The sequence below is a fragment of the Halomonas sp. SSL-5 genome, assembly GCF_030708455.1.
In the GTDB taxonomy this organism is placed as follows: Bacteria; Pseudomonadota; Gammaproteobacteria; order Pseudomonadales; family Halomonadaceae; genus Halomonas.
In genome coordinates this window covers 71555-93852 of the sequence record NZ_JAUYWF010000008.1, presented here as the reverse complement: position 1 = coordinate 93852, position 22298 = coordinate 71555, and the positions used below count along the sequence as shown (strand labels likewise).

The 22298-nt window shown below is 68.2% G+C and carries 19 protein-coding genes; 10 read left to right on the top strand and 9 right to left on the bottom strand.

Annotation, left to right across the window (positions count from 1 at the left end):
* Positions 1–86: 86 nt before the first annotated feature.
* On the top strand, positions 87–1241 hold the full coding sequence (locus RAN53_RS10900) for an aminotransferase class V-fold PLP-dependent enzyme (protein WP_305796846.1): 1155 nt from the start codon (positions 87–89) through the stop codon (positions 1239–1241).
* Positions 1242–1342: 101 nt separating this feature from the next.
* Here RAN53_RS10900 and RAN53_RS10895 read toward each other — a convergent pair whose 3' ends face one another.
* Positions 1343–2023, bottom strand: coding sequence for a CBS domain-containing protein (locus tag RAN53_RS10895; protein WP_305796845.1), 681 nt, complete (start codon positions 2021–2023; stop codon positions 1343–1345).
* Positions 2024–2219: 196 nt separating this feature from the next.
* On the opposite strand from RAN53_RS10895, the gene RAN53_RS10890 reads away from it, so the two are divergent.
* From RAN53_RS10890 to cdd, 3 genes are all read left to right on the top strand, one after another.
* Positions 2220–3494, top strand: a complete 1275-nt coding sequence (locus RAN53_RS10890; RefSeq protein ID WP_305796844.1) for a NupC/NupG family nucleoside CNT transporter — start codon at positions 2220–2222, stop codon at positions 3492–3494.
* A gap of 70 nt (positions 3495–3564) precedes the next feature.
* On the top strand, positions 3565–4350 hold the full coding sequence (gene deoC / locus RAN53_RS10885; protein WP_414842981.1) for a deoxyribose-phosphate aldolase: 786 nt from the start codon (positions 3565–3567) through the stop codon (positions 4348–4350).
* Positions 4347–4751 (top strand): cytidine deaminase, encoded by a 405-nt coding sequence (gene cdd / locus RAN53_RS10880; RefSeq protein WP_305796842.1) that lies wholly within the window; start codon positions 4347–4349, stop codon positions 4749–4751. Before deoC ends, cdd begins: the two co-directional genes overlap by 4 nt.
* 132 nt (positions 4752–4883) lie before the next feature.
* Here the strand turns inward: cdd and RAN53_RS10875 are convergent, their stop codons facing one another.
* Positions 4884–7076 carry a hypothetical protein gene (locus RAN53_RS10875; RefSeq protein WP_305796841.1) on the bottom strand — a complete coding sequence of 731 codons (2193 nt, stop codon included), beginning with the start codon at positions 7074–7076 and terminating at the stop codon, positions 4884–4886.
* Positions 7077–7381: 305 nt separating this feature from the next.
* On the opposite strand from RAN53_RS10875, the gene RAN53_RS10870 reads away from it, so the two are divergent.
* Positions 7382–7507, top strand: coding sequence for a hypothetical protein (locus RAN53_RS10870; protein WP_305796840.1), 126 nt, complete (start codon positions 7382–7384; stop codon positions 7505–7507).
* Positions 7508–7547: 40 nt separating this feature from the next.
* Here the strand turns inward: RAN53_RS10870 and RAN53_RS10865 are convergent, their stop codons facing one another.
* Positions 7548–9038 (bottom strand): hypothetical protein, encoded by a 1491-nt coding sequence (locus tag RAN53_RS10865; protein WP_305796839.1) that lies wholly within the window; start codon positions 9036–9038, stop codon positions 7548–7550.
* A 28-nt stretch (positions 9039–9066) separates the two neighbouring features.
* Positions 9067–11418 carry a mechanosensitive ion channel domain-containing protein gene (locus RAN53_RS10860; protein ID WP_414842980.1) on the bottom strand — a complete coding sequence of 784 codons (2352 nt, stop codon included), beginning with the start codon at positions 11416–11418 and terminating at the stop codon, positions 9067–9069.
* A 125-nt stretch (positions 11419–11543) separates the two neighbouring features.
* Here RAN53_RS10860 and RAN53_RS10855 point away from each other — a divergent pair, with 125 nt between their 5' ends.
* Complete coding sequence (locus RAN53_RS10855) at positions 11544–12551, top strand: amidoligase family protein (RefSeq protein ID WP_305796838.1); 1008 nt, start codon at positions 11544–11546, stop codon at positions 12549–12551.
* Positions 12548–13240 (top strand): gamma-glutamyl-gamma-aminobutyrate hydrolase family protein, encoded by a 693-nt coding sequence (locus tag RAN53_RS10850; protein WP_305796837.1) that lies wholly within the window; start codon positions 12548–12550, stop codon positions 13238–13240. Before RAN53_RS10855 ends, RAN53_RS10850 begins: the two co-directional genes overlap by 4 nt.
* 75 nt (positions 13241–13315) lie before the next feature.
* Here RAN53_RS10850 and RAN53_RS10845 read toward each other — a convergent pair whose 3' ends face one another.
* From RAN53_RS10845 to nfi, 3 genes are all read right to left on the bottom strand, one after another.
* Positions 13316–13741, bottom strand: coding sequence for an OsmC family protein (locus RAN53_RS10845; protein WP_305796836.1), 426 nt, complete (start codon positions 13739–13741; stop codon positions 13316–13318).
* Between the two features lie 211 nt (positions 13742–13952).
* Entirely contained in the window at positions 13953–14504 is a 552-nt protein-coding gene (locus RAN53_RS10840) for a DUF1415 domain-containing protein (RefSeq protein WP_305796835.1), read from the bottom strand.
* A 70-nt stretch (positions 14505–14574) separates the two neighbouring features.
* The gene (nfi, locus tag RAN53_RS10835) at positions 14575–15270 is read right to left on the bottom strand and encodes a deoxyribonuclease V (protein ID WP_305796834.1); all 696 of its coding nucleotides are present in this window, start codon (positions 15268–15270) and stop codon (positions 14575–14577) included.
* An 80-nt stretch (positions 15271–15350) separates the two neighbouring features.
* On the opposite strand from nfi, the gene RAN53_RS10830 reads away from it, so the two are divergent.
* The 3 genes from RAN53_RS10830 (at position 15351) to RAN53_RS10820 (ending at position 21070) form a co-directional block, all read left to right on the top strand.
* Positions 15351–16616 (top strand): exonuclease SbcCD subunit D C-terminal domain-containing protein, encoded by a 1266-nt coding sequence (locus RAN53_RS10830; RefSeq protein ID WP_305796833.1) that lies wholly within the window; start codon positions 15351–15353, stop codon positions 16614–16616.
* On the top strand, positions 16613–19933 hold the full coding sequence (locus tag RAN53_RS10825) for an AAA family ATPase (RefSeq protein WP_305796832.1): 3321 nt from the start codon (positions 16613–16615) through the stop codon (positions 19931–19933). Before RAN53_RS10830 ends, RAN53_RS10825 begins: the two co-directional genes overlap by 4 nt.
* Before the next feature lie 225 nt (positions 19934–20158).
* The gene (locus RAN53_RS10820) at positions 20159–21070 is read left to right on the top strand and encodes a homocysteine S-methyltransferase family protein (protein ID WP_305796831.1); all 912 of its coding nucleotides are present in this window, start codon (positions 20159–20161) and stop codon (positions 21068–21070) included.
* 88 nt (positions 21071–21158) lie between these two features.
* Here RAN53_RS10820 and RAN53_RS10815 read toward each other — a convergent pair whose 3' ends face one another.
* Together RAN53_RS10815 and RAN53_RS10810 are read right to left on the bottom strand one after the other, a co-directional pair.
* Positions 21159–21833: an SDR family oxidoreductase gene (locus RAN53_RS10815; protein ID WP_305796830.1), complete on the bottom strand. Its 675-nt coding sequence runs from the start codon at positions 21831–21833 to the stop codon at positions 21159–21161.
* A gap of 97 nt (positions 21834–21930) precedes the next feature.
* Entirely contained in the window at positions 21931–22281 is a 351-nt protein-coding gene (locus RAN53_RS10810) for a DUF3147 family protein (protein WP_305796829.1), read from the bottom strand.
* Between the last annotated feature and the right edge of the window lie 17 nt (positions 22282–22298).

Below are 22298 nucleotides of genomic sequence, written 5' to 3'. Positions count from 1 at the left end.
CGGCTGGCCCCGAACGGGCAATGGGAATATGCTTGAGATACCAGTCGCCTTCGCCCTGGAAGGCCAGAACCAACATGGAGAGAGAGATGCCCGGCTTGCTTCCCGATGTCGACCCCGATGGCCTGCTGGAATACTCGGTGGTCTATACCGACCGCTCGCTGAACCACATGTCGGCTCGCTTCCAGGAGGTGATGCGCGAGGTCTCCTCGCACCTCAAGGAAGTCTACAACGCCCACAGTGCGGTGATCGTGCCCGGCAGTGGCACCTTCGGCATGGAGGCCGTCGCCCGCCAGTTCACCAAGGGGCGCCGCGCGCTGGTACTGCGCAACGGCTGGTTCAGCTACCGCTGGAGCCAGATCCTCGAGATGGGCCACATCCCTTCCGATATCAACGTGCGCAAGGCGCGTCGCCTCGACGAGGATGACGTCACCTCGCCTTTTGCCCCCGCGCCGCTGCAGGACGTGATCGACACCATTCGCGACACCCAGCCCGATATCGTCTTCGCCCCCCACGTGGAGACCTCCTCGGGCATGATGCTGCCCGACGACTACATCCGCCAGGTGGCCGACGCCATCCACGAGGAGGGCGGCCTGTTCGTGCTCGACTGCATCGCCTCCGGCACCATGTGGGTGGACATGCAGGACCTCGGCGTCGATGTGGTGATCAGCGCGCCCCAGAAGGGCTGGAGCGCCTCGCCCTGCTGCGCCATGGTGATGCTCTCGCGCCTGGCCCGGGAGACCATCGAGGAGACCACCAGCACCAGCTTCGCCTGTGACCTCAAGAAGTGGCTCTCGATCATGGAGACCTACGAGAAGGGCGGCCATGCCTATCACGCCACCCTGCCCACCGATGGCCTGGTGACGCTGCGCGACGTCATGCGCGAGATCGACCAGTACGGCCTCGACAAGGTCCGTAACGAACAGCAGGCGCTGGGCAGCGGCGTGCGCGAACTGCTCGCCGAGTTCGGCTTCAAGAGCGTGGCCGCCCCGGGCTACGAGTCGCCGGGCGTGGTGGTCTGCTATACCGACGACCCCGGCATCGTCGGCCGCTTCGCCGAGGCGGGGCTGCAGGTCGCCGGCGGCGTGCCGCTGATGTGCGACGAGGGAGAGGGTTTCCAGACCTTCCGCATCGGGCTGTTCGGCCTGGAGAAGCTGCATCACCACCAGCGCACCATCGACACCCTGCGCCAGGCCCTGGAGTCGGTCGCGAAGCCAGTCCAGACCCCGCCTGACGAGGCGTGAGCGGAGTCGCGTAGGCGATCAGGACATGCACGATGCGAAGAGGGCGGCCCCGGGGCCGCCCTCTTCATGTTCTCATCGTTATGGTGACTCGCCGGGAGACGTCAGGCGGCGCCGAAGCCACGCGGCACATAGCCCAGGTTGTTCTTGACCTCCTTGACGCCACCGGCGTTCTCGGCCGCCACCTGCACCGCCATGCGCTCCTTGTCGCTCTCCACCAGGCCCCAGAGCTCCACCTTGCCCTGGCTGACGATAACGTTGATGCGGTCGACCATCACGCCGGTGTTGTCGTCGATCTCCTTGAGGATCGCCTCGCGGATCTCGCGATCATCGGCGCTGGCCGAGGCCTCGGGACCGGCCACGGCGAAGCCCTGGAGCAGGTTGGCACGGCTCACGATGCCCACCAGCTTGCCGTCGGCGACCACCGGCACCCGCTTGATGTGATGCTTCTCCAGCAGCCGTGAGATCTTGTGCAGCGGCATATCCTCGCCGATGGTCAGCGGGTCGGGGGTCATGATCTCGTGGGCGCGACGCCCGTGGGACTTGACGTACTCGCCGGGATCGTTGACGGCGAACAGCCGCAGCCACCAGGACTTGTTGCGCTTGTCGTCCTCGACGCGGCGGATCAGGTCGCCCTCGCTGACGATGCCCAGCACCTTGTCGGCCTCGTCCACCACCGGCACGGCACTGATGCCGTGTTCGAGCAGCAGGCTGGCGATCTCGCGCACTTCACTGTCTCGGCCTACGGTGATGACATTACGGGTCATGATATCGGCGGCTTGCATCGATGTTCTCCAGCGGGTTCAGGGGCTTGTACAAGCAACATAGCAATGCCCTGAACGCTTCGCCTTGATCCAGGCCAAAAACTGTCAACGCAGGATCGGGGGCTCCGGTCGAAGCCTGCCGGCCAGACTGGTATATTTGCCCGCTTCGCTTGGCACCGTCTGCTGCAACAATCCACGACAAACGGGCAGGACTCCCATGACACTCTTCATGAGCCTCGTCGGGATGGTGACGCTGATAATCATCGCCCTGATCTTCTCCTACGACCGCCGGTCGATCCGCCTGCGCACGGTAGGCGGCGCCTTCGCCATCCAGGTCGGCATCGGCGCCTTCGTGCTCTACGTGCCCTTCGGCCAGACCGTGCTCAAGGCCATCTCCGACGCCGTCAGCCAGGTGGTGCTCTATGCCAACGACGGCATCGGCTTCGTCTTCGGCGGGCTGGCCGAGGTCGACAACATCGGCTTCGTCTTCGCCATCAAGGTGCTGCCGGTGATCATCTTCTTCTCCTCGCTGATTGCCGTGCTCTACCACCTGGGGATCATGCAGTGGGTGATCCGCATCCTGGGGGGCGCCCTGCAGAAGGCGCTGGGCACCTCGCGCACCGAGTCGCTCTCCGCCACCGCCAATATCTTCGTCGGCCAGACCGAGGCGCCACTGGTGGTGCGCCCCTTCATCGCCCGCATGACCCCCTCGCAGCTGTTCGCGGTGATGTGCGGAGGGCTGGCTTCGGTGGCCGGCTCGGTGCTCGCCGGCTACGCCGCCATGGGTGTGCCCATGGAGTACCTGGTGGCCGCCTCCTTCATGGCCGCCCCGGGCGGGCTGCTGTTCGCCAAGCTGATCATGCCCGAGACCCGCGAACCCGAGGACAGCGTCTCGAAGATCGAGGAGGAGCACGAGGAGGACGTCGACAAGCCCAGCAACGTGATCGACGCCGCCGCCGCAGGGGCCTCCTCGGGGTTGATGCTGGCCGCCAACATCGGCGCCATGATGCTCGCCTTCATCGGCCTGATCGCCCTCATCAACGGCATGCTGGGGGGCATCGGCGGCTGGGTCGGCCTCGAGCAGCTCAGCCTGGAGTGGATCCTTGGCTGGCTGTTCGCGCCGCTCGCCTTCCTTCTCGGCATCCCCTGGGAAGAGGCCACCCTGGCCGGCTCCTTCATCGGCCAGAAGATCGTGGTCAATGAGTTCGTGGCATTCATCAACCTCGGCCCCTACCTGAGCGGCGAGGAAGTGGTGGCTGCCACCGGCCAGGTGATGACTCCTCACACCATGGCGATCCTGTCGTTTGCCTTGTGCGGCTTCGCCAACCTCTCTTCCATCGCCGTCCTGCTCGGCGGCCTGGGCAGCATCGCCCCCAGCCGCCGCCACGAGATCGCCCGCTACGGCCTCAAGGCGGTACTGGCCGGCACCCTCTCCAACCTGATGTCGGCCTCCATCGCTGGCTTCTTCATGGCGCTGGCGGCGGCCGGCTGATACCGGCGTCCGCCCCGCCTTCGCGCCCCGCCCCCGGGGCGCTACCAGACACCCTGACACCCCGCGACCAATGGATGCTTCCATGACCGATGACCTCCAGCGCACCGCCCGCCAGGCGCTGCCCCTGATGGACCTCACCAGCCTCAACGACGACGACACCGACCGCGGCATCGAATCGCTGTGCCGTCGTGCTCGCACCCCCGCCGGCACCCCCGCCGCGGTGTGTGTCTACCCGGCCTTCGTCACCACCGCCCAACGCACCCTCAAGGCGCTGGATCTCGCCGGCAAGGTGCGGGTGGCCACGGTGACCAACTTCCCCGATGGCGGTGACGACATCATGGCCGTCGCCCGCGAGAGCCGCGAGGCGGTGGCCGCCGGGGCCGACGAGGTGGACGTGGTCTTCCCCTGGCGCACCCTGCTGGCCGGCGACGAGGAGACCGGTCGCGAACTGGTCGCCTGCTGCCACCAGGCCTGCGGCGATGCCACCCTCAAGGTGATCCTCGAGACCGGCGAGCTCAAGGACCCGGCGCTGATCCGCCGCGCCGCCGAGCTTGCCATCGAGGGCGGCGCCGACTTCCTCAAGACCTCCACCGGCCAGGTGGCCGTCAATGCCACCCTGGAGGCTACCGAGATCCTGCTCGAGGCGATCAAGGCCAGCGGCCGCGACGTCGGCATCAAGGTCGCCGGTGGCGTGCGCACCACCGAGGATGCCCAGGCTTACCTGGCACTGGCCGAGCGGGTGATGGGCGCCAACTGGATCACCCCCGGGCACTTCCGCTTCGGTGCTTCCGACCTGTTCGATGACCTGCTGGTCGCCCTGGGCATGGCAGTAGCACCGGCCGGAGGCAAGGCGTGAGCGCAGCCGATGCGACCCTGATCGAGACCCTGGTGGCGGTGCGCGGCAACGCCTACGCCCCCTACTCCCGCCACCCGGTGGGCGCGGTGGTCATCGGCGAGAGCGGTACCCGCTATGCCGGCGCCAACGTCGAGGTGGCCCACTACAAGGGCATCTGCGCCGAGGCCTCGGCCATTTCCGCCATGGTCAGTGTCGGCGAGCGACGCCTGCGCGAGGTGTGGGTGATCGGGCCCGGTGCGCACCTCTGCACCCCCTGCGGCGACTGCCGCCAGCGCATCCGCGAGTTCGCCGACGAGCATACCCGCATCCGCGTGGTGGATGCCGACGGAGAGTTGCTGAAGGAGTACACCATGGCCGAGCTGCTCCCCGACGCCTTCGGGCCGGAGAACCTGGCTCGCTAACCCTGGCTCTCGAAAAGCGGGCTCGCCCCCGGGTCGTCAGCAGCGAGGCCTGCCTGCCAGGTGGCAAACGAAGCGCCGCCACCCGGGATGCCGGGCGGCGGCGCATTACCTGGCGTCGACTCCTGCGACTCGTTACTTGGCGGCGGTGATCCGTTCGATCACCGAGGCGCGAACACCACGCTTCTTGAGATCCTTGACCAGGGTGGTGATCTCCTTCTTCGCCTCGTCCTTCTTGCCCAGTTGCTGAAGCCAATCCACACGCCGCCCGGACATCTCATGATAGGGAAGGTTGAGCGCCCGGTCCTCGGTTTTCCTGAAGAGCTTCATCGCCGGCTCGAGCCAAGTCAGGGCCGCCTCCGGATCCGGCTTGTGTGCCTGCTTGAGCTTGTCGCCCTCGATTCGGAAGTGAGGCCGTGCCTCACACTCGGCGGCAATGGCCGAGATGCCAGCGCCCAGCGTCGATCCCTTGAAGCGGTCGGCGACATCATGGATCACCTCCATGCCACGACGCAGGTGGGGTGACTGTGAGCCATGCAGATAGAGGCACGTCCCCACGTCGCGACAGAAGTAATCCTGGGCCAGGCGATCGGCCTCGGGCGTGTGAGGGGCTCCCACCCGCAGATGGTGGGTCGCGGACTGGAAGCTGATGCCATCGATACCATGATAGGCGGCACGAACCGAGTACATGCCGGGTTGATCGAAGAGGAAACCTTCGCGGCCGTAGTGCAGGAAGACACGCTGGCTCAGGCGGTCACTGCCGCTGTCATTGGCCGGCTCCAGGCGCAGCATTTCGGGTTGGGCTATGTAGGCAAGCAACGGATGATATTCCACGATGCTGCCGTCAGGCTTGCGAATCTGGTAGCTCACCTGGGCGAAGTCGGGAGCAAATTGCGCATTGATATCGAAGGGCATGTCGGGCATCAGGTTGCGCAAGCGCACCTCGACGAACACCGGTTCCATGAACTCGAAGTACCCATTCGAGCGCACCACGAGTTCCAGTGGTGCCGCCAGCTCGGTGTCACTACCCTGAAAATCGCCATGCGCCCCGCCCTTCAGGTGTCCGCCAGAGGCCCATTCATCCCCGCCCATGATCACCGCGGCACGGTTACCATGGCGGATATGGATAAGCTCCTCGTCATCGAAGCGAAACTCGAACTGTCCCCAGAAGTTCGAGACGCGTTGTGGGTAATTCATCCATGAGAGGGAGCCGGGCCTGCTCTTGTCCCAGGAGTGAAGCATATTGAAGGCATGCCCCGCCTCGTGCACCCAGGTGTAGAGGAACTGCCGCATGGCGCTGGCTTCTGCCTGGGTCGACGGGTTCTCGACGAGACTATTGAACCAACTGTGCTCACGGAAGACGGCAAAGCCCTGCCGATCCGGTGCCTCCCCGGCCCCCCCATAGGTAGCGAGGGCATCGAACATGACGCCCGCCACCGTGGATCGATCGTACTGCCCACAGAGCAGCCCCCACATGTGCCACTTGGGCCAGCCGCTGTTCATCTGGCTGAAGTGCGTTTCCATGGCGTCATGCAATTCACTGGGACTCCACTGGTTGAAGCTGGCCGCGCTGTCGTCGATGATCGTCCTGTCTGAGGCCAAGGTGACGTCGATACCCGCCTCCCGGTAGGCCTCGACGAGATCGAGGTCACGCTCGGGAAGGTCCGCCGGGCGCGTCGAATGGGAGTGGGTATCGTGCACCGGCAGGATCGGATCCGCATTGACGGAGGTACAGACATCCACCTCCAGCATCAGGTCGCGGAAGTAGGACGATACCCGCTTACAGGTATAGCGAGTGGTGGTACCACCAGAAGGGGTCAGGAAGAGTTCGGCGGGGCCTGCCGGCTGGAAGGTGCCCCAGGGGATACGCATGCCGAACCGGGTAGCGGGATGGCTGCCCTCCCAGTAGGTCACCTCGCCCTTGACGTCAACATAGCAGCGCTGCCAGCTGACGCTGGGGTTCTCGACAATCCAGGACTCCACGTAGCGCCGCCAGCGGAGGGTACGCCCGTTCCAGGTGAAGGAGAAGACGCGGTAGAGATCGGCGCTGATACGATCCATCACCGGCGCATTGGCCTGCACCGGGTCGATGTCGACCCGCAGCACCAGCTCATGGCTGTCCGGGGTCGGGGAGGTGGAGGGGCCCTCGTAGCGGCCACTGACGGGCCCCCGTCGCTGACATCGCCACCAATCCGTGGGGATGGGCTGAATCGGTTCCCGGGGAATAGGCTGGATCGGCTGCAGCGAATAGGATGCCTCATGGGCACCCGATGACGCTTCGGGATGGGTGTCGCTGCCGGGTAGGTCATGGGGATGTTGATGGGCCATGAGGACCTCCTTCCATACACGAGGGGCGTGACGCCGTGACGCCTTGCACCGTGACGGATCGGCGGGGAAGGAAGCACAGAAGCGCTCCCGATTCGCCTCGCCACCGCATCACGTAGCCAGAGTATAGAAGGAATTTCATGGGGCGCCGTCACGTTAAATCCGACGGCTAGAGGCGTGATTTAACGAATATGGATATGTGATGAATGGCAAGAATTCGCTGGGGTCGATACCAGGAAGCGAGGCTGCCAGGCTCGAAAGAAATCTGTCTTCTGTCCCCGATCATCCGCGATTCACCGGAGTTCGCCATGTCCCACGCCATCGACATCCCCGCCGCCGACGGCACGATCGAGGCCCTGCACGAGGACCAGGAGCTGGTGCTGACAGGACTGCCAAGTCGCCGGTCAGTGTCGCCGTCAGCCCTTTCGTGGTAAGACGGCGTCGGGATCGCCGAGGCGTCGGCCCCAAGATGACTCAGTCGCCCCCCTCCTCGTGCCCAGGCCCCTCGGCGTGCACCCGCTCCACATCGACGATGCGCGAGCGGCTCATCACGATCTTCCAGCGCTGCAGGGTGGGCCGGGCGTCGCCCTGAGTCTCGCGGATCACCAGGTTGAGCAGGTGGCGCTTTTCCACCTCCTCGCGCACCACCTGGTCGCCCTCCTCCAGGCGATAGACCCGGCGGCTGCCCTTGTCCATCAGTCGAGCGATGGACGACAGGTCCAGTGTCAGGGTCTCGCGGGTGTGGTCGTAGCCGCTGAGGAAGCGGGTCGGCGACATCCGCGAGCGGGATCGGTAGTGCAGCACCATCTCCTCACGCTGGGCCACGTTGCGCTTGCGCACGCGCTGGATCTCGGCATCCAGCTTGGGAAAGCGCTTGTAGTCGAACCACTCCAGCTGGCGACCCACCACCTGGTTACGGGTCGGATCCAGATACTGGCGGCGCCACTTGGGGCGGCCGCGGCGCAGCAGTCGCCACAGGGTATTGCGCAGGTCGTCCTTGAACACCTCGCGCAGGGCATAGATGCCGGCCATGGCCAGCACGAACAGCGCGGTGATATCGGCCAGGGTGTCGCGCACGCGAAGCAGACCCAGCGAGACGAACACCATCACCACCGCGGTGGCCAGCGCCTTCACCGCCTTCTGCTCGGCGTTGCCCAGCTCCTGGGTCCTCTGCTTGAGGGTCACCGGGTATTCGATCAGCCGGCGCAGGAGGCGCATCTTGTTGGACATCCGCGTGGGGTCGCGGGTCACCCGCTCAGAGTTGTACTCGCGCTCGCGGCGGTAGTCGTCCTCGGCGCGGCAGATCGCCACCAGGCGTGAGCGCACCGGACGGAAACGCGCGCCCCGCGGCAGGCCGGCGAGCAGCGCCAGCAGACGCTGCTCGGTGAACCAGGAGAGGTAGTTGTCGATGGTGGCAAAATAGCGGTGCAGGCTCTCCTCGCCGGGCTCGTGACGGCGCAGGCGGCGCAGGATACTGACCGCCAGGTCGGCGTGCTCGGCCAGGCGCTGTTCGAGGCTGGGAGCCTGCTCTTCCTCCTCCTTCACCGGCTCGCTCCGCCCTGCGGCGGACCGGCCGCTGGAGGCCTTTCCTGACTTCTCAGCCTTCTCGGCCTTCTCGGCCTTGAGAGCGCGACGCGCGTCGTCGATCAGCGGCGCCACCGCCCCCTCCATGGCCACCACGTACTGGTAGGCGTATAGGCTCAGGCTGAGGCGATAGTGCTCGGCATCGAGCCTGCCACGCTCGGCCAGGCGACTGAGCACCAGCGGCAGGCGGTAGCGGTCGCTGAAGTAGGTGCGCTTGACCTGGATGGCGGCGTGGTAGAAGTCCTCCTCGGCGATCACCTGGCCGGTCAGCCCCAGCTCTCCGGGCACGAAGAGATAGAAGTCGAGCCGGTGCGAGGTCTCCTCCTGCAGCACGCGGGAGACCTTGAGGTGGAGGTTGTCCTGACGCTCGACCTGGATCATTGGCAACTCACGCTAGGGGGCTGGGTGGCTAGCCCGGGTCGGGCGAGCCGCCGCTGCTGCTCGTCTGGTGGTGCGGGTCGGCAACCCCGGCGCGCCCCGGGGCGCGACCGGAGGCATCGCGCTGGCTGGCCGCGTCGTCGCCGTGCTCGCTGGAACCGTCCAGGCGACCGCCGCCGTGGCCCTCCATGCTGACGCTGAGGCGTGGCACGCCGAGGTCGACGCCCTGGGCCTCCATGCGCTGCTTGAGCAGCAGGTTGAAGGCGCGAGCCACGTCCCACTGCATCTCGGGCGCGGTGCGAAAGCGCATGCGCAGGATCGGACAGCCATCCTCGAAGGCGTGGATGCCCTGCATCTCCAGCGGCGACCAGATGTAGTGGCGCATCATCGGGTCCTGGCGCAATGCCTGGGCGGTCTCCTGCATCAGGGTGATGGCGTCATCGATCGGCATCTCGTAGGGAATGCGGATCTTCATCAGCGCGATGCCGAACTGGCGCGACATGTTGTGGATCGAGTCGATGCGACTGAAGGTGATGATATGCACGATGCCGTCGAGGTCGCGCAGGCGCACGGTGCGCAGGGTCAGTCCCTCCACCGTGCCCATATGGCCGTTGATCTCGACGAAGTCGTCCACCGCCAGGGAGTCCTCGATCAGGATGAAGATGCCGGTGATCAGGTCCTGCACCAGGGTCTGGGCGCCGAAGCCGAGCGCCAGGCCGATGACACCGGCACCGGCCAGCAGCGGCGTGACGTTCACCCCCAGGTTGGCCAGCCCGACGATGGCCGCGATGATCACGATGGCCGTGAAGATGACGTTGCGGATCATCGGCGTGATGGTCTGGGCGCGGGCCTGGTTGACGCGCCGCCCGCGGGAGCGTGCCGAGCTGGTCAAGGCACGCTGGATGGCGGTGTCGGCGAAGATCCAAGCCAGCCAGGCCAGCAGCAGGGTCAGGGCGATGGCCAGCAGCGCCTGACCGATGCGGGCGCTGGCCACGCCCTGGCTGCCGATGCCCAGCAGGGAGCCACCCCACAGCTGCAGTGACAATTCGGCGAAGGCCAGCCAGGTGGCGACGTGGGCCAGCACATAGCCGAAGCGCTCCAGACGCACCCGGTATTGGCTGAAGCGACGCCGACGCTGCTTCGCCTTGCGCCGCTGGCCGTGGCGGCGCACCAGGCCAGTGACCACCAGGGCCAATACCAGCAGGGCGGCCGAGATGATCGAGCGCGCCAGGGCGGTGCCCACGTCGCCGCCGGTGACGAATATCGCCACCAGCGAGCCCCCCACCATCAGCAGCGACGGCACGTGCCACAGGCGCCCCAGCACCTGCACGATGCTGGCACTGGCACCGGGCTCGCGACGATCGCGCCAGGGACGGTTGCGGATGATGTGCTCGATGGGACGCTTGAAGTTGAGGATGAAACGCACGCTGAGCAGCGCCGCCAGCATGTTGGCCAGCACCGAGAGCAGCCCGGCGAGCTCATCACCGAGCAGGCCGGTGAGGCGTCCGGAATTGAAGGCATCCCCCAGCGCCACCAGGGCGCCGATCACGAACAGTGGGCGCAGGCCGTAGTGCTGAATCAGCTGCACCGCCACGAAGCGGTGGCCCCGGGTGAACTCCGAGACGAAGGTCTCCACCACCACCGACAGGGTGCGGCCACACAACGCGATATAGGCCACCACCAACGCCAGCACGCGACCGCTGCTGGGCGGCACCAGCTGGGCGATCCCCAGCACCAGCGCGAAGGCCAGTGCCCAGGGCAGCATGCGGCGCAGGAAGTGTACGGTCAGCAGCCAGGCTCGGGGCTCCCGGGGCAGGTCCAGGGGCCAGCCGCGCCGTCTCGCCAGCTGACGCCCCAGGGCGATCAGGATCACCAGCAACCCGCCCCAGATCACCAGCAGCACCGTCGCCTCGATCACGAAACGCAGCAGGTCGGCGTTGCCGGTCTCGGCCACCAGCGCACTCAGGTCATGCCAGCCCTGCTGGAGCTGGGCCTGCCAGCGCGCCAGGGGGGAGTTGCCTTCGGCCTGCTGCCCCAGGTCGCTGATGGTCTCGGCAAGCGCCCCCAGCAGGCCCTCCCGCGGGGTGATGCCGCTCTCCTCGGTGGCCTCGCCGTGGACGCTCTGCAGGTCCTGCAGGCTCTCCAGCAGCTGACCGCGACGCTCGGCGTCCTCGAGGGTGGCGATGATGCGCTCCAGCGACTCCTGGAAGGCCTGGGGGTCATGCTGCTGCTGATCCTCGGCGGAGGTCACCAGGCCCGGCAGGTTGACCGACTGGGCCTGAACGTCGGCGGCGGGCAGCAGCCAGGCGACCAGCCCCAGCAGGAGTCCGAACATCAGCGTCCAGGCGATGGCGCGGGAACCGAGGCGGCGGTGGGGCAACATCACATCTCCCTGTTGTTGGCGGATCGAGGCGTTGGGTGATTCAGGCGATGGGGATCGGGGCGCCGTGAGCAAAGGCCAATATGATACGCTCGCAGGCGCTCCCATGTGACGCACAGGATGCCGCCATGACGCCGTTACCGCCACCCGAACCGCACACTCCCGACGGCGAGACCCGCCGCGTGGGGGTCGAGATCGAGTTTGCCGGCCTGCCACCCCAGGAGACCGCCGGGATGGTGTGCGAGCTGTTCGGCGGCGAGGTGAAGGTGCTCAGCCCTCATCGCCTCAAGGTGGAGGAGACTCGCTGGGGCACCTTCACCATCGAGCTGGACACCCAGTATGCCCACCCCGATGCGGACGTGCTGGAGGCCATGCCCAGCGGCGACAGCGAGTGGGAGCGCCATCGCCACCAGATGCGCATCGACTTCCACAGCCGTACCCGGGAGCTGATCGGCGACGTGGTCACGGGGCTGGTGCCCACCGAGATCGTCTGCCCGCCGATCCCCTGGGACGAGCTGGAGCAGCTCGATGCGCTGTTCGAGGCGCTGCGCGAGCACGGCGCCAAGGGCACCGACGCCAGCCTGCTCTACGGCTTCGGGCTGCACCTCAACCCCGAGGCACCCAGCCTCGAGGTAACGAGCCTGCTCGACCACCTGCGTGCCTATCTGCTCACCGCCGAATGGCTGCGTGAACAGATCGACGTGGATATCACCCGCGAGGTGCTGCCCCATGCCAACCCCTTTCCCAAGGCCTACGCCCTCAAGGTGCTGGCCGCCGACTACTCCCCGGACCTCGACACCCTGATCGGCGACTATCTGGCCGACAACCCGACCCGCAACCGCGAGCTCGACATGACCCCGCTGTTCGCCCACCTGCGACCCGACTACCCCCACGAACTGTTCCGCAACAAGCTGGTCAAGGCCCGCCCCACCTTCCACTACCGGCTACCCGACGCGCGCCTCTCACAGCCGGGCTGGGGCTCGGCGGTGGAGTGGAACCGCTGGCTGGAGGTGGAGAAGCTGGCCGCCGACACGCAAACGCTGCGGCGACGCGCCGCCGGCTATGTCGCCAAGCACACCCGTTCGCCGCTGACCCGCCTGTGGCTGCGCCTGCGCCGCTGGGTGAAGGCCACATGAGCGAGCGCCCGCTGATCGGCATCACCACCTCGGATCGCAAGAGCCATATCGCCTGGCTGTTCGACTGGTTTGCGGTGTGGCGCCACGGTGGCCGGCCGCGGCGACTGTCGCCCTCCCGCCCCTGGCCGGAGCGCCTCGATGGCCTGATCATCGGCGGCGGCGATGACATCCAGGCGCACCTCTACGACGCCGAGGTGCAGATCGACGTACGCGTCGACCCCCAGCGCGACGAGCTGGAACTGGAGCTGCTCGAGACCTTCATCCCCCGGGGCATCCCGGTGCTCGGCATCTGCCGTGGCGCCCAGCTGATCAACGTCCACCTGGGCGGCACCCTGGACCCGGATATCTACACCAGCCACGAGGGGCTCAAGCGGCGGCGCACCGTGCTGCCGCGCAAGACCGTGGATATCGTCGGAGACAGCCAGCTGCATCACATCCTGCGGGTCAGCTGGTGTCGCATCAACAGCCTGCACCACCAGGCCGTCAGGCAGGCCGGGCGCGGCATCGAGATCGTCGCCCGCGACCGCGACGGCCTGGTGCAGGGCATCGAATCCCGAGACCACGACTTCCTGATCGGCGTGCAATGGCACCCCGAATGGCTGATCTTCAACCGCCCCCAGCAGCGCCTGATCCGCGCCCTGGTGAGTGCTGCCCAACGCAGCCGCCAAGCACCCGCCCCGGACGAATAACAGCGCCGGGGCCACCCTTGGGTGGCCCCGGCGCGTTATGGGACGGGCAAGCGGCTAGGGGCTCAGCCCTCCAATTCAGCCCTCCAGCGTCGCCTCCAGGGTGATCTCGGCTTTGAGCAGCTTGGAGATCGGGCAGTTCTCCTTGGCGCCATTGGCCGCCTCCTCGAAGGCGGCCTGATCGGCGCCCGGCACCCGTCCGGTGGTGGTCAGGTGCACCGCGGTCACCGAGAGGGAATCCGGATCAAGGGTCACCTTCGCCTGGGTATCGAGGCTGTCGGCGGTGAAACCCGCCTCGCCGAGGACCAGCGACAGCGCCATGGTGAAGCAGCCGGCATGGGCCGCGCCGATCATCTCCTCCGGATTGGTGCCTTCGGCGCCCTCGAAGCGCCGACGGAAGTCGTACGGCGTGTCCTTCAACACCCCGCTGCGGGTGGAGAGCGTACCGCCCCCTTCCTTCAGGCTGCCCTTCCACTGTGCGCTGGCAAAGTTCTCGATCGTCATGTCGGCTCCTTGTGTTGACCGGTGGGCTATCTCACCTTCACACCATAGACCATGCGGATGGTTTGCCCATGATACAAGGCCTGATTACAACGCCGATGGCGACGCCTTCCCGGCAGCGAACCGCAAGGTGCCGCTGGATATCGTACAGGCGTTCCCTGAACAGTCGGCGGGCGAAGGGCAGACAAGGCAAGCATCAGCGGAAAAACGCAGCCTAGTCTTGACCGCGCAGCCGGGCCAGCCCCGCGGCCAGGGCCTCATGGCCCACCTCGCGCAGCGCCGCCATGTTGCGCTCGGGAATCGCCTCGGGGTCCGGGTAGTGGGCCAGCGCCTGCTCAAGCCCCGCCTCGCGCAGCAGGTGCAGCATCGGGAAGGGAGAGCGGTTGGTGAAGTTGGCAGGATCCTCCGGCTCGGCATCCGCGAAGCAGTAGTCGGGGTGGAAGCTGGCCAGCTGATAGATGCCTTCAAAGCCCTGATCGGCCAGCAGGGCCTCGGCCACCTCCAGGAAGTCCAGGTAGTCGTCGAAGGCCTCGAGACCGGAGGTGAGCACCAGCAGGGTGGTCTCGATGGCCGGCGTCTCGTCCAGCCGTTCGCACTCGGCGATGAGCGCCAGCAGGGCGGGCTCCCACTCCCCGGCATCCACCGCCACGTAGCGGATGCTGTCGCGGGCCACCTCGCGGCCGGCGAAGGGGCAGACGTTGCGGGGGACCACGAAGGTCTCTACCCACTGGCGAGTCGCGGCGAGGGGATCAACGGCTGGGGACATGGTCGGCTCGGCAGGTAAGTGGGCCGGCAGTATAGCGCAGGGGCCGCTCCCCTTCCCCGCCGGCCGTCTCCTAGCCCTCTCCCCCGCGGCGAGAGGCCAGGCGATCCGCCAGCCGTGTGGGCTCCGGCAGCTTGGTGCGACCGAGGCAGCGTACCACCCAGTCGAGTGCCGTGGGCAGCGAGACCCGGTGGCCAGAGGAGACGAAGAGCGGCTTCACCCCGGGCCGCGAGCGCAGCACCGCGCCGATCACCGTATCATCGGGGCCGTCGGTGAGCGGCGCCCAGTCGCCCCGCTCGGGCCCCGGCTCCTCGTTTCGTCCGCAGAGCCGCGACTTGGCCACGCCGATGGTGGGCAGGTCGAGCCACAGCCCCAGATGCGAGGCGACCCCTAGCCGGCGCGGATGGGCGATGCCCTGGCCATCCACCATCACCAGGTCGGGGTGCACCGTCAGCCGTTCGAAGGCGCCCAGCGCCGCCGGCACCTCGCGAAACGACAGCAGCCCCGGGATATAGGGCATCCGCGTGGGCTCGCGCTGCACCACCTGCTCCACCACCTCGAACCGCCCACCCTCATCGGGCGGCCACGCCAGCACCACCACCGCCGCCCGGGTGATCGCGCCGCCCTGCTCGAAGCCGATATCCACCCCCGCGATGTGATGCACCTCATCCAGGCGGTCGTCATGCTCGATGCGCCCGGCAAGGCGCTTCTGCAGGGCGATGGCCTGTGCCGGGGCAAGATTCCAGTCATGAAGGGGATCGAGTGACATAGGGCCTCCTGAACAGCCGCTGTCGAGTGGCGTAGACTATCGCCTTTCGACGCCAGCCAGGGAAGGGAGCCCCGCCTATCATGTTGACCCTGATCCACACCGCCGACTGGCACCTGGGCCAGAGCTTCCACGGCCAGGAGCGCCACGCCGAGCACCGCGCCTTCCTCGCCTGGCTGCTCGACACCCTGGCGGAGCGCCAGGCCGACGCCCTGCTGGTGGCCGGCGACATCTTCGACGTGGTCAACCCCTCGCTGCGCGCCCAGGAACTGCTCTACGACTTCATCGTCTCCGCCCACGAGCGGCTGCCGCACCTGGATATCGTGCTGATCGCCGGCAACCACGACAGCGGCAACCGCATCGAGCTGCCCGCCCCTCTGATGCGCCGCCTGCGTACCCACGCCCTGGGTCGGGTCAGCTGGCTGGACGACGGCCGACTCGACGCCGAACGCCTGCTGGTGCCGCTTACCGACGCCGCCGGCGAGACCCGCGCCTGGTGCCTGGCGCTGCCCTTCCTGCGCCCCGCCGAGGTCACCGGCGCGGCGCTGGCCGGTGGCGACGACGCCCCCAACGACTATGTGGCCGGCATCGGCCGGGTGCATCGCCAGCTGGTCGAGGCCGCCCTCGCGCGGCGCGAACCCGGCCAGGCGCTGGTCGCCATGAGCCACGCCCACCTGCACGGTGCGGCGGTCTCCGAGGCCAGCGAACGGCCCATCGTGATCGGCGGCGAGGAGTCGATCTCCGCCGCCCTCTTCCCGCCGGCGATCGCCTACGTGGCGCTGGGCCACCTGCACCGCGCCCAGCAGGTCGGCGAGGCGCGCATCCGCTACAGCGGCAGCCCTCTGCCGCTGGACTTCAGCGAGGTGGCCTACCCCCACCAGGTGGTGGAGGTGACCCTGGACGGCGAGTCGCTTGTCGAGGCCACGGCAATCCCCGTGCCGCGCCCGGTGGCCATGCACCGCATCGGCCCCGCGCCGCTCGAGACGGTGCTGGCCGAGGTCGCGACGTTAGAGGACGATCCCGAGCAGCCGAGAGACCAGTGGCCCTGGCTGGAGGTTCGCGTGGAGCTGGACGCACCGATTCCCGACCTGCGCGCCCGGGTGGATGCTGCCCTGGCGGGCAAGGCACTGCGGCTGCTGCGCCTGGAGCGTCGCCTGCCCCGGGTCGACGGCGATCATGGCCAGGCGCGAGTCGACCTGGAGACCCTGGGCCCGCGCAAGCTCTTCGAGCGCACCTGGGAGGGGCGCTGGGGCGAGCCACCGGACGACGAGGTCCTGGCCGACTTCGACCGCCTGCGCCAGGAGGTACTGGACGCCGACGACAGCGACACCCGGGAGGCACCGCGATGAGAATCCTCGCCCTGCGCCTGGAAAACCTGGCCTCGCTGCCCGGTCCCGTCGAGCTCGACTTCACCGTGCCGCCGCTTGCCGATGCCGGCCTGTTCGCCATCACCGGCCCCACCGGCGCCGGCAAGAGCACCCTGCTCGACGCCCTGTGCCTGGCGCTCTACGGCAACACCCCGCGGCTGCGCCAGGCACCGAGCCGCGACAGCCAGATCGATGACACCGCGGACTCCACCCTGACCACCGGCGACGCGCGCACCCTGCTGCGCCGCGGCACCTCCAGCGGCCACGCCGAGGTGGACTTCCTGGGTTGCGACGGGCGTCGCTATCGCGCCCGCTGGGCGGTGCGCCGCGCCCGCCTCAAGCCCGGCGGTCGCCTACAGGCGGCGGAGCAGTCGCTGACCGACCTCGACGATGACCGCCTGCTCACCGCCCAGAAGCGCGAGTTCGACCGCCTACTGCCGGAACGCCTGGGGCTCACCTTCGAGCAGTTCACCCGCGCGGTGCTGCTCGCCCAGAGCGAGTTTTCTGCCTTCCTGCAGGCCGACGACAACGCCCGCAGCGACCTGCTCGAACGCCTCACCGGCACCCACGAGTACTCCGCGATCTCCATGGCCGCCTACCGCCGTGCCAGCCAGGCGAAGAAGGCCGTGGAGGCCCTGGAGACGCGCCTCGCCGACGACCTGCCCGCCGACGCCGAGGCCCGCGCCACGCTTGAGCACGCCGCCAAGGCCAGTCGCCAGGCCCAGGGCGAGCTGCAGAAGCAGGCGGAAACGCTCCAGGCCGAGCAGCGCTGGCACGCGGACGACACCCGTCTGCACGAGGCCTACCGCCGCGGCCTTGCGCAGCGCCAGGCCGCCGAGGAGGCGTGGCAGACCCTCGCCGGGCAGCGCGCCGACCGCGACTGGCGCCGGCTGATCGCCCCGCAGCGCCATGCCCTCGGACGCCAGGCCGAGCTTCCCGGCGAGCTCGCCGCCCTCGAGGCGACCCACACCGACACTTTGAAGGCGCGGGAGAGGGCCGACACCGAGCAGCAGGCCGCCGGCCAGGCCCTCGACCAGGCGGAGCGGGACCTGAAGGCATGCGGCGAGGCCCGTCGCCAGGCCGAACCCAAACTGCGCCAGGCCCGCGACCAGGCCCAGCGCCTGGCCACCCTGGAGCAGCGACTCGGCGAGCTGGAGGCGTCTCTCGACAGGCAGCGGCGAGGCGCCGGCGCGTTGGCGGGACAACACCGCCAGGCCCAGGCCGCACAGCACGACCGTCAGCGCCAGCGCGATGACTGGCAGGCGGCGCTGCACAGGCTGCTGGGCACTCACGCCGACCTCGACGCCGCCCGAAAGGCCGCTCAGCAGGCCCACGACCAGGCTGCCCGGCGCCACCTCGCCCTGGAGGAGCTGGCCAGCCGCTGGCAGGAGTCCGGCCGCGCCGCCCAGGCCCGCAAGGGGCTGGCCGATCAGCGCGACGCAGAGCGGTTACGCCGAGACGAACTGCTGACCGCGGGGCAAGCCGCCCGCGAACGCCTCGACCGTACCCAGGCCCACTTCGACAGCGTCGCCGCCCTGGTCGAGCGCAGCCGCGCCGTGCGCAGCGAGAGCGTGGTGCGCCTGCGCGAGGCCCTGCAGCAAGGTGACCCCTGCCCGGTATGCGGTGGCCTCGACCACCCCTGGCGGCATGCTCCGCCGGCCACCCCCGAGGCGGCCCAGCTCAAGGCCCAGCAGCGCGAGGAAGCGCGCCAACTGGATGAGGCTCGCGAGGCCCGGGACGCCGCCCAGAAGCAGCGCGACGAGCTGGTGGGCGACTATCGCGGCGTGGAACGCTCGCTCAAGCAGCTGGATGTCGACCTCGAGGCCGCCGAGCGACGCCTCGCCAGCGCCCATGAGGCGCTGGCGGCGCATCCGCTCCACCACGAGCTCACCGCCGTTGACGAAGCCGAACGCGATGCCTGGCTGCAGGCCCAGTGCGACCAGGACGAGTCGCAGCGCCACCGGCAGCACCAGGTACTGGAAGAGCTGCAGCGGGCCGAGGCGGAGCTGGCCCCGCTGGAGAAGGCACTCCAGGAGGGGCGACTCACGCTGACGCGCCTGGAAGCCGAGAAGGCGGGCGCCGACAGGCAGCTGGCCGAACTCGAGGGGCAGCTGCCACCCCTGCGCCAGCAGCGCGACGAGCTCGCCCGCACCCTCGCCGAGCGACTCGGCGACCACGCCTCGCCCGACGCCTGGCAGCAGCGGCTCGAGGCGGATCAGGAGAGGGTCCGCCAGACACGCGACAACGCCCTGGCGCGACGGCACGATGCCCAGCGCGAGAACCAGCGCCTTGGCCAGCTGGCGGAGCATGAGGCCAGACAGCTCGAGCAGCGTCGCCAGGAGCAGCAGCACCTGGCGCAGGCGCTCGATGCCTGGCGCCACGCCCACCCGGCGCTCGATGACGACACCCTGGCGCGGCTGCTGGCCCAACCCGAGGACGAGGCCCAGGAGGAGGAGCGGCGCATCGAGACCCGCGACCAGGAGCGCCAGCGTGCCGCCGCCACCCTGGCCGAGCGACGCGACGCCCTGCTGCGCCACCGTCGTGGCCAGGCGCTGGTCGAGAACGAGCAAGAGGACGCAGACGAGGATGACCCGCGGCTGCTGGACGAGACCCTCGCCCTGGAGCTGGAGCGTCGCCGGGAGGCCGTCACTGCGGCCCAGGCCGAACTGGCACCCCGCCTGGAAGCGGCCCAGCAGGCCCGGGACGAGGCCGCCTTCGCGCTTGCCGACGACGATCGTCGGCGCGAGCGCCAGCAGGCCGGGCAGGGCGAACTGGAGGCCGCCCGCCACGAATACCGCCGCTGGGGACGCATCAGCGAGCTGATCGGCTCCGCGGACGGCAAGGCCTTCCGGCGCATCGCCCAGGCCTACAACCTGGAGCAGCTGCTCGAGCACGCCAACACCCACCTGGCCGGGCTCAGCCGCCGCTACCGGCTGGTCCGCGGCGGCAGCGACCTGGGGCTGCTGGTGGTGGATCAGGACATGGCCGACGAACGCCGCTCGGTGCACTCGCTCTCCGGCGGCGAGACCTTTCTGGTCTCGCTGGCCCTCGCGCTGGGGCTGGCCTCCATGGCCTCGGGGGAACTCACGATCGAATCACTGTTCATCGACGAGGGCTTCGGCAGCCTCGATCCGCAGTCGCTGGCCCTCGCCATGGAGGCCCTGGATGGCCTGCAGGCCTTGGGTCGCCGCGTCGGGGTGATCTCCCACGTCCAGGAGATGCACGAACGTATCCCGGTGCAGATCCAGGTGGAGCCTCAGGGCAACGGCACCAGCCGGGCGAAGCTGGTAAGCCAGTAAGTGCCCCCATTGTGAGGATTGATGTCGTGTGTCCGTGAAATCCTGAATGCCGAACACGCCGAACTGCTCGTTGAGCGGCAGAATGCCTTTCGCAGCGAGCGGTCATCGCGCCCCTATCCCCTCGACGGACGCACTGCCTTGAGCGATTCGCCCTGAACGGCTAGGTTCATCTTCCCGACCCATCGCCAGCGACGCCCTGGCCATTCACAAGAAGGACTGCGCCCCATGAGCCCTCAACAACATCGCCTGATACTGCTGGATGGAGGAATGGGGCAGGAGCTCAGGCGACGCAGCGAGCGCCCCGCCACACCGCTGTGGTCGGCTCAGGTCATGCTCGACGAGCCCCACCTGGTCACCGCGGTGCATCGCGACTTCATCGCGGCCGGGGCCCGGGTCATCACCACCAACAACTACACCGCCACACCGCAGCGTCTGGCTCGCGACGGCGACCCGGCCCTGTTCGAGGCCCTGCATGCCGCCGCGCTCGGTGCCGCCCACCAGGCGCGGGAGGAGAGTGGCCAGGCGGTGCGCATCGCCGGCTGCCTGCCCCCGCTGATGGCGAGCTATCACGCCGAGGTGGTCCCGGATGATGCCACCTGCCGGCGTGATTACCGCCGTCTCGTCGCGGTCCAGGCCGAGGGGGTCGACCTGTTTATCTGCGAGACCATGACCCTCACCCGCGAGGCGCTGGCCGCGACGCAAGCCGCGGTAGAACGCGAGCTGCCGGTATGGGTCGCCTTCACGGTGGATGATGCCGAAGGCACACGCCTGCGTTCCGGGGAGCCGCTGGCCGAGGCGGCACGGTCGGTGGTGGCCGCCGGTGCCTCGGCGGTACTGATCAACTGCTCGGTGCCCGAGGCAGTCACCACCGCCATGGACGAGCTTGCCGACCTTGGCGTGCCGTTCGGTGGCTACGCCAATGCCTTTACCTCGGCCGCGGACCTGGCGCCCGGCGGGACGGTGGATGGCCTCGAGGCTCGCCTGGATCTCGACCCCGCGGGCTATGCCGCACACGCCTGTGGCTGGGTCGAGCAGGGGGCAACGATTGTGGGCGGGTGCTGCGAGGTCAGCCCGACACATATTGCCCATCTCGCCGAGCGACTATGCGCGCAGGGCCATCAGCTCTCATCCGCCTGATAATCGAGAACAACGCGCTAAGTCGGCTGGCGCGATGCCCCCTTGACCCCTGAACTCAAGCGATGCACGCCAGTCGAATCCACCGTGGTTACCAGGGCAGCGCCTCGCCATTGCTGTGCCAGAAGCCGCCGCTGTTCTCCAGCGTCAGCGCCTCGATACGCTCGGCGATGCCCGTGGCGGCCTCCTCGGCGCTGATCATGCCGCCGAAGTTGACCATGCGCGTCTGCACATAGCCCGGGTGAAGCTGGGCCACGGCGATACCCCGCGGCTTGAGGTCCACGGCCAGCGACTTGCCGAAGGCGTTGAGCGCCGCCTTGGAGGCGCGGTAGCCATAGCGCCCGCCTGAGTCGTTGTCGGCGATGGAGCCCATGCGGCTGGTAATATTGGCGACCCTGGCGCCCTCCCCCAGATTGTCCAGCAGCGCCTCGGTCACCCGCAGCGGGGCATAGGCGTTGATCTCCATCTGCGTGCGGATGGAGTCGAAGTCGATCTCGCCGAGCACTTCATCCTGCAATAGGCCCGCGTTATTGATCAGCAGGTCCAGGCGGCGACCCGCCAGCGCCTCCCTGAGGCGGTCAACGTCCTCGGCGCGGGTCACGTCGATGCCCTCGATCAGCGTCTCGGCAACGTCGCGCAGCTCGGCGGCCTCCTCGCCGCCACTGCGGCAGACGCCGATTACCGCCCAGCCGGCGGCGTGATAGTGGCGGGCCAGGGCCAGGCCGACGCCGCGGTTGGCGCCGGTGATCACTACGGTGGAGGTCATGTCGTCTCCCGAAAGTTGAATGTCGTACCCGTTCAGATGGGGGGCGCGAGCGCCGGCTTCAACCGCCGCCGACGAACCAGGCCTGCGGGCCCGGGGCTTACAGCTCGATGCCGTAGAGACGCAGCAGCGTCACCATCAACCAGTAGCAGAGGACGGTGATGGCGATGGAGACGACGAGGCCCAGGTAGAAGTTGACGCCCTTCGCCAGCAGCAGGGGCAGCGCGATGAACAACGCCAGGGAGGGGAGCACCAGCCAGAAGACGCTGCCGGCCAGCGCACTCACCTTCGCGGCATCGCCGGTATCAAGGTAGAGCCAGAGCATGGCCAGCACCGAGGTCAGCGGCACCGAGGCCAGCACGGCCCCGAGAAAGGAACTGCGCTTGGCCACCTCCGAAATCAGCACCACCAGAAGGGCGGTAATCGCCACCTTGGTCACGTAGTAGAGCAACGTCGTCGCCCTCCTTC